Origin of the sequence: Curtobacterium sp. PsM8 (genome assembly GCF_030433875.1) — a bacterium.
Taxonomy (GTDB): Bacteria; Actinomycetota; Actinomycetes; order Actinomycetales; family Microbacteriaceae; genus Curtobacterium.
Genome location: NZ_JARUXD010000109.1, coordinates 1 through 7,425, shown reverse-complemented (window position 1 = coordinate 7,425; position 7,425 = coordinate 1). Strand labels below are relative to the sequence as shown.

At 70.8% G+C, this 7,425-nt stretch carries 7 protein-coding genes; all 7 read right to left on the bottom strand.

Features of this window, described 5'->3' with window-relative positions; translation table 11 throughout:
* Window positions 1-447 precede the first annotated feature (447 nt).
* Entirely contained in the window at window positions 448-1,218 is a 771-nt protein-coding gene (locus QCD68_RS16445) for a fumarylacetoacetate hydrolase family protein (protein WP_301223793.1), read from the bottom strand.
* Between the two features lie 9 nt (window positions 1,219-1,227).
* On the bottom strand, window positions 1,228-2,364 hold the full coding sequence (locus QCD68_RS16440) for a branched-chain amino acid aminotransferase (protein WP_301223792.1): 1,137 nt from the start codon (window positions 2,362-2,364) through the stop codon (window positions 1,228-1,230).
* Between the two features lie 15 nt (window positions 2,365-2,379).
* The gene (locus tag QCD68_RS16435; protein WP_301223791.1) at window positions 2,380-3,450 is read right to left on the bottom strand and encodes a 3-isopropylmalate dehydrogenase; all 1,071 of its coding nucleotides are present in this window, start codon (window positions 3,448-3,450) and stop codon (window positions 2,380-2,382) included.
* A 9-nt stretch (window positions 3,451-3,459) separates the two neighbouring features.
* Entirely contained in the window at window positions 3,460-5,049 is a 1,590-nt protein-coding gene (gene serA / locus QCD68_RS16430; protein ID WP_111076314.1) for a phosphoglycerate dehydrogenase, read from the bottom strand.
* A gap of 81 nt (window positions 5,050-5,130) precedes the next feature.
* A complete protein-coding gene (locus QCD68_RS16425) occupies window positions 5,131-5,514 on the bottom strand; it encodes a hypothetical protein (RefSeq protein WP_111076315.1) in 384 nt (127 codons plus the stop codon).
* Window positions 5,511-5,933 carry a hypothetical protein gene (locus QCD68_RS16420; protein ID WP_111076316.1) on the bottom strand — a complete coding sequence of 141 codons (423 nt, stop codon included), beginning with the start codon at window positions 5,931-5,933 and terminating at the stop codon, window positions 5,511-5,513. Before QCD68_RS16420 ends, QCD68_RS16425 begins: the two co-directional genes overlap by 4 nt.
* Window positions 5,934-5,959: 26 nt before the next feature.
* Window positions 5,960-7,150 carry a mannitol-1-phosphate 5-dehydrogenase gene (locus tag QCD68_RS16415; protein ID WP_301223790.1) on the bottom strand — a complete coding sequence of 397 codons (1,191 nt, stop codon included), beginning with the start codon at window positions 7,148-7,150 and terminating at the stop codon, window positions 5,960-5,962.
* Between the last annotated feature and the right edge of the window lie 275 nt (window positions 7,151-7,425).

The window sequence follows — 7,425 nt, the reverse complement described above, 5'->3', positions numbered from 1 at the left end:
AATGTGCACGCTGTTGAGTTCTCAAGGACCAGACGCACTCCCCACTCAACACCGAAACGGTGTCTCGCCAGAGAGGCTGTCGTTCTCGAACCCACCGGATGATCGACACGAAGTCGACATCTGATCGGTGGGGTGGTTGCTGGAGGCGGACCCCGTCCGGACTGCATCCCCCGAGTTGTGCACCCGGTGACCGTCTCGGCCGTTCCGTTCCGCCTCAGCGGCAACGAGTGATTACTTTACACACGGTCCGAGGGCCTGCCAACCGGGTGTCTCGCCCGGGCGTGTCGCTGTTCGGCCGCAGGTCCGCTCCCCTCCCGCGACGGGCCCCGGGACCGGCCCCGGACCGGCCCCGGACCAGCCCCGGACCGGCCCCGGGACGGACGGAGGCCCGACACCCGAGGGGTGCCGGGCCTCCAGGTCGGGAGCCGACGGTGCTGAGCGCGCCGGTCAGTGGCGGGCGATCACCGGGTTGCGCAGCGAACCGATGCCGGAGACCGTGACCTCCACCACCTCGCCGTCGCGGATCGCGCCGACACCGGCAGGGGTACCGGTGAGGATCACGTCACCGGGCAGCAGCGTCCAGATCGACGAGATGAACTCGATGAGTGTCGGGATGTCGTGCACCATCTCGTTCGTCGAGGCCGCCTGACGGAGGTCGCCGTCGACACGGGTCTCGATGCGGATGTCCGACGGGTCGATCTCGGTCTCGATGACCGGACCGAGCGGGCAGAAGGTGTCGAACCCCTTCGCGCGCGCCCACTGGCCGTCGCGGGCCTGCAGGTCACGGGCGGTCACGTCGTTCGCGATCGTGTAGCCGAGGATCACGCTGGCGAAGTCCTCCTTCGCCACGTTCTTCGCGAGCGAGCCGATCACGATGGCGAGCTCACCCTCGTGGTCCACCCGACCGATGTCCGCCGGCAGCCGGATCGGGTCCTCCGGTCCGATGACCGACGTGTTCGGCTTGAGGAACACCACCGGGTCGTCCGCGGTGTGCTCTTCCATCTCCGAGACGTGCTCGGCGTAGTTGAGGCCGACTCCGATGACCTTCGACCGCGGGATGACCGGGGCGAGCAGCTTCGCGTCCTTGAGGGACACCCGCTCCCCCGTCGTCTCGAAGCCCTGGTACATCGGGTCTCCGGCGAGCACCACCAGTGCGCGCTCGTCGAGGATGCCGTAACGGGGGTCCTCCCCCTCGGTGCTGAACCGTGCGATCTTCACGGGTCGACCCTACTCAGCACTCGGCGTCGGGTCCGTGAGCCGGACCATCCACCCGTGCGGGTCGGGACGGCGGCCGTACTGGATGTCGGTGAGCTCTTCGCGCAGGGACATCGTCAGTTCGCCGGCACCAGTGGTCGGCGAACCGATCGTGAAGCCGTCACCACGCAGTTCGGCGATCGGCGTCACCACGGCGGCGGTCCCACAGGCGAACGCCTCGGTGATCGTGCCGTCGGCGACCCCGTCACGCCACTCGGCGAGGGACACCGCACGACGCTCCACCCGGAGGCCCCTGTCGAGCGCCAGCTGCAGGATCGAGTCGCGCGTGATGCCCTCGAGGATCGAGTCCGAGTCCGGGGTCACGAGCGTGCCGTCCGAGCGGACCAGGACGACGTTCATCCCGCCGAGTTCCTCGAGGTACTCGCCCTTCTCGGAGTCCAGGAACATCACCTGCTGGCAGCCGTGCTCGTACGCCTCCTGCTGCGGGAGCAGGGACGCCGCGTAGTTGCCGCCGGTCTTCGCAGCACCGGTGCCGCCGCGGGCAGCCCGGGCGTACTGCGACGAGAGCCAGATCGACACCGGCTTCGGCCCAGAGGTGAAGTACGCCCCGGCCGGGCTCGCGATGCAGTGGTACTGCACGGCGTGGGCGGCGCGGACCCCGAGGAAGGCTTCGGTCGCGATCATGAAGGGGCGGAGGTACAGGCTGGTCTCCGGAGCGGACGGCACCCAGTCCTGGTCCGCGGTGACGAGCTGCCGGATCGACTCGACGAACACCGACTCGGGCAGCTCCGGCAGCGCCAGTCGGCGGGCCGACCGGGCGAACCGACGGGCGTTGGCGTCCGGGCGGAAGGACCAGATCGATCCGTCGGCGTGCCGGTACGCCTTCATGCCCTCGAAGATCTCCTGCGCGTAGTGCAGGACACTGGCGCTCGGGTCGAGGGAGAGCGGCCCGTACGGGTGGACCGACGCGTCGTGCCAGCCGTCGTCGATCGTCCACTCGACCGAGGCCATGTGGTCGGTGAAGTGCTTGCCGAAGCCCGGGTCGGCGAGGATCTCCTCGCGCTCGGCGGCTGCGCGGCGCTCCGGGGACGGCGTCGTCGAGAAGTCGAGGGCGAAGGTGTCGGTGGTCTCGGTGGTGCTGTCGCTCATGCGGGGTGACTCCTGTCAGGCCGTGGTGGTGCGTGCGGCGACCGCGGCCGCGGCGATCGCGTCGCCGATCTCGGCGGTCGACCGTCGGGTGGTGCCCCGGCCGGCGAGGTCGGCCTCCACCGCCCGGGTCACCGCTGCCGCCAGGTCCGCGCGACCGACGTGGTCGAGCAGCAGGGCGACGGAGAGGACCGCGGCGGTCGGGTCGGCCAGCTGCTGGCCGGCGATGTCCGGCGCGGACCCGTGGACCGGCTCGAACATACTGGGGAAGGTGGCGTCCGGGTTCAGGTTGCCCGAGGCCGCGAGACCGATGCCGCCGCTGATCGCGCCGGCCAGGTCGGTGATGATGTCGCCGAACAGGTTGTCGGTGACGATGACGTCGAAGCGGGACGGCTCGCGCACCATGTGGATCGTCACGGCGTCGACGTGCTGGTAGTCGACCGTCACGTCCGGGTACTCGACGGCGACCGCGGCGACCGTGCGCTGCCAGAGCGAACCGGCGTGGACCAGCACGTTGGTCTTGTGCACGAGGGTCAGGTGCTTCCGGGGGCGTCGCATCGCCAGGTCGAACGCGTACCGGACGACCCGCTCGACACCGTGGGCGGTGTTGATCGAGACCTCGGTGGCGATCTCGTGCGGGGTGTCGACCCGGATCGCACCGCCGTTGCCGACGTACGGGCCCTCGGTGCCCTCACGGACGACGACGAAGTCGACCTCGCCCGGGTCGGACAGCGGCGACCCGACCGCGGCGTGCACCTTCGTCGGTCGCAGGTTCACGTAGTGGTCGAACGCGAACCGGAGCTTCAGCAGCAGGCCGCGCTCGATGATCCCGCCAGCCAGCCGCGGGTCCTGGGGGTCACCACCGACGGCGCCGAGCAGGATCGCGTCGTGCTCGGCCAGGGCGGCCATGTCGTCCTCGGTGAGGACGTCGCCGGTCGCCAGGAAGCGCTCGGCCCCCAGCGAGAACGGGGTCTCCTGCACGTCGAGCTCGCCGTCGGCCACCGCGTGCAGGACCTTCAGCGCTTCGTCGACGACCTCGGGGCCGATGCCGTCGCCACGGATGACCGCCAACTTGAGCGTCTGCGACATGGGGGTCTCCTAGAGCGTGATGTCGATCTCACGCAGCGAGGCTGCGTCGATCGTGGAACGGACGTGCTCGAGGACGTCGTCCGGCACCGGCGAGTCGACGGTCAGCACGCTGAGCGCTTCGCCACCGGCCGACTGGCGGGCGATCTGCATGGCGGCGATGTTGATGCCCGCCTCGCCGAACTCCTTGCCGTACACCGCGACGATGCCCGGACGGTCCGTGTAGGCCATCACGACGTGGTGCTTGTCGAGCGCGACCTCGACGTCGTAGCCGTTGATCTCGACGAGCTTCTCCACCTGCTTCGGGCCGGTGAGCGTGCCGGAGACGCTGATCGCCGGGCCGTCCGACTGTGCCCCGCGGATGGTGAGGAGGTTGCGGTACTCCGGGCTGTCGGCGTCCGTGATGAGCCGGACGGTGACACCGCGCTGCTCCGCGATGAGCGGGGCGTTGACGTAGGAGACCTGGTCGCTGACGACGTCGGTGAAGACGCCCTTCAGCGCGGCGAGCTTGAGCACGCTGACGTCGTACGCCGCGAGCTCGCCGTGCACCTCGACGTCGATGCTCGTGACCGGCGAGGTCGCCATCGCCGTGAAGACCTGGCCGAGCTTCTCGACGAGCGGGATGCCCGGGCGGACGTAGGGGTCGATGACACCGCCGGCGACGTTGACCGCGTCCGGGACGAGTTCGCCGCCGAGGGCCAGCCGGACCGACTTCGCGACCGCGACGCCGGCCTTCTCCTGCGCTTCGTCGGTGGAGGCACCGAGGTGCGGGGTCACGACGACGTTCGGGAGCGACACGAGCGGCGAGTCCTTCGGCGGCTCCGACACGAAGACGTCGAGGCCGGCACCGGCGATGGTGTTCGAGGTGAGCGCACGGTGCAGCGCGTCCTCGTCGATCAGGCCACCGCGCGCGACGTTGACCACGAAGGCGGTCGGCTTCATCAGCGCGAACTGGTCGTCGGAGATCATGCCGACCGTCTCGGGCGTCTTCGGCATGTGGATCGTCGTGAAGTCCGCGCGGCGGAGCAGGTCCTCGAGCGAGACGAGCTCGACACCGAGCTGCTGGGCGCGCGCCGAGGTGACGTAGGGGTCGTACGCGATGACCGAGACGCCGAACGCCTGCAGGCGCTGGGTGATCAGCGCGCCGATGCGGCCGAGGCCGATGATGCCGACCGTCTTCTCGTAGAGCTCGACGCCGGTGTAGGACGACCGCTTCCACGCGCCGGCCGCGAGCGACGCGTGCGCCGCCGGGATGTGCCGCGCGAGCGACAGGATGTGGCCCACGGTCAGCTCGGCCGCCGAGATGATGTTCGACGTCGGAGCGTTGACGACCATCACGCCGGCGGTCGTCGCCGCCTTGATGTCGACGTTGTCGAGGCCGACACCGGCGCGGGCGATGACCTTGAGCTCGGGAGCCGCGGCGATCGCCTCCGCGTCGACCTTGGTGGCGGAGCGCACCAGGATCGCGTGCGCGTCGGACAGCGCGGCGAGCAGGGCTGGACGGTCGGTGCCGTCCACGTTCCTGATCTCGAAGTCGGGCCCGAGGGCGTCGACGGTGGCGGGCGAGAGTTCTTCGGCGATCAAGACGACCGGCTTCGACACGACTGCTGTTCCTCACACGAGACGGGTGGTGTACCACCACCCTATCGACGGCCGGACCCGGTTACGACGCCGGGAGGCAGGTCAGAGGTCGACGAGGCTCGGCACGTAGAGCTGCAGCGTGAGCCAGAGTGCCCCCGCACCGGCGAAGGCCACGACGAGCACCGCGACGGTCACGACGGCCGTGGACCGGCGGGTCACCCACACACCGACGGCGTACGCGAGCGGCGGGACCACCACGTCGAGGACCAGCCACACCCACGGCACCGGGCGCTTCAGCGACGCGCCACCGGCCGAGCCGACGAACTCGTTGAACTTCTGCAGCTTGTCCGTGATCACCACGAGGTTGCCGACGCTCTGCGCCGTCATGTAGGCGAACAGCACCGCGAAGACCACCCAGACGACGATGCGCCCGACCAGCGACCGCGCGGAAGTGGCGCCGGTGGCGGGACGCTCGACGGCGGTCACCCGAAGCTCCGCGTCAACAGGAACGGCCACGGGAAGAGCACCACCGCGCCGAGCAGCATCCAGAGCAGCCGGGTGCGGGTGGAGCGCGTCCGGGCGACCCAGATCACGACGGCGAACCAGAGCGCCGGCGCGACGATCGCCAGGAAGCGGAGCAGCGTGACGAACCCGGACAGGACCGCGTCGGTCGTCATCAGGTAGCTCGTCGAGGCGGTGAGCAGCCAGGCGACCGTGTAGAGCAGGTACAGCCCGCCGAAGACCCCGAACCCGATCAGGGCACCGGACGTCTCGGGCGCGTCGGGGTCGCGGGTGTCGCGTTCCTTGACGGCGATCGGGTTGTGGGCGGCGTCGACGTGGGTCGCGTCGTCCGCGTCGCCCCACGACAGGGCGGCGTCGTCGTCCGGTTCGCGGGTCTCGGTCATGCCGTCGATCCTACGAGGGTCGCGGCTCATGCCTGGGCGGGCTGGGTCTCGAGCACCCCGGCGACGACGTCACGGACGGCCGGGAACAGCGGGTGTCCCTCCATGAGCCCGGTCAGGATCTCGGTGAGGGCGTGCGCGGTGGCCCCGGAGCGGAGCAGCGCGTGCAGCTCGATCGACTCCGGGTCGTCCTGGTCGTCGAACTCGAGCGCGACCCGGACGGCGCCGATCAGGTGGTCGACGGGCAGACCGCGTTCGGCGAGCTGCGCGGCGGGGCCGATGAACCGTTCACGGCGGCCGAGTTTCCGAAGCGGGTTGCGGCCGACGCGACGGGTCGTGTCGGGCAGCAGGGGGTTCGCGATGCGGGTGAGGTTCGCCGCGACGTACCGGGCGTGTTCCGCCGGGTCGAACCCGTGCTTCGCGACGAGCAGCGCGGTGGTCTCCGCGAGCACCCCGTCGACCTCCGCCCGCACGTCGGGGTCTTGGAGGGCCTCCCGGATGAGCCGGATCCCCCGGACCCATCCGTGGTAGGCGGCCGCCCCGTGGGCCGTGTTCACGGTGTAGAGCTTGCGCTCGACGAACGGCTGCAGGTCGTCGACCCAGGTGACGCCGTCGATGACGGGAGGCTCGGAGCCGGTCCCGTCGAACGGCGTGCGTTCGATGACCCACTCGTAGAAGGGCTCGAGGACGACGTCGAGACCACCGGACTGCCCGAGCACCCCGGACTGGTCCGGCACGATGCGGTCGATCGCACAGTTCGCGAACACCGCGGCGATGTCGCGGTCCTCGAGGATCGGCGCCCGGCGGATGCTGGCGTGCAGGGAGTCCGTGGCGTTGAACGCGTTCTCGCAGGCGACGATCGTGACGTCGCCGCGGTCCAGCGGGCGTGCCGCGAGCCCCTCGGCGATGAGCGGGGCCACCAGGGGCAGGGTGCGCGCCCCGACCGCCGTGGTGACGACGTCGGCGTCGGCGATCGCCTGCACGACGCGTTCCCGGTCGGTCTTGCTGTTCAGCGCACGGAACCCGGCCACGAGGTGTTCGACCGGCATCTCGCCGACCTCGTGCACCACGAAGCGCCCGGCTTCGTTGAGGGCCGAGACCACGCGCTCGTCGACGTCGACGAAGGTGAGGTCGTAGCCGCTCGACACGAGGAACTGGCCCACGAACCCGCGCCCGATCTTGCCGGCGCCGATGTGGACCGCTCGTCTCGTCACCGCCATCAGACGATCATCCCACGACGATCGGTGCACCCACGCCACCCCGTGGACGGGCCGGTGGGGTCGACGACGACGCGCGTCGCCGCGCTGCGCGGACGCCGTCGGGAGACGTCCGTGTGGTGGAGGAGCTGCTGCATGGTGTCCGGGTCACATCGAGAGGCGGGGGGGGGGGGGGGCCCCCCCCCCCCGCGGGGGGGGGGGGGGGGGGGGGGGGGGCGGGGGGGGGGCGGGGGGCCGGCGGGGGCCCGCCCCGGGGGGGGGCCCGGCAGGGGGGGGGG

Excerpts from the sequence above, each read along its gene's own strand:
- QCD68_RS16440 (WP_301223792.1), bottom strand. The coding sequence starts at position 2,364 with ATGAGCGACAGCACCACCGAGACCACCGACACCTTCGCCCTCGACTTC.
- QCD68_RS16415 (WP_301223790.1), bottom strand. The coding sequence starts at position 7,150 with ATGGCGGTGACGAGACGAGCGGTCCACATCGGCGCCGGCAAGATCGGG.
- QCD68_RS16435 (WP_301223791.1), bottom strand. The coding sequence starts at position 3,450 with ATGTCGCAGACGCTCAAGTTGGCGGTCATCCGTGGCGACGGCATCGGC.
- QCD68_RS16420 (WP_111076316.1), bottom strand. The coding sequence starts at position 5,933 with ATGACCGAGACCCGCGAACCGGACGACGACGCCGCCCTGTCGTGGGGC.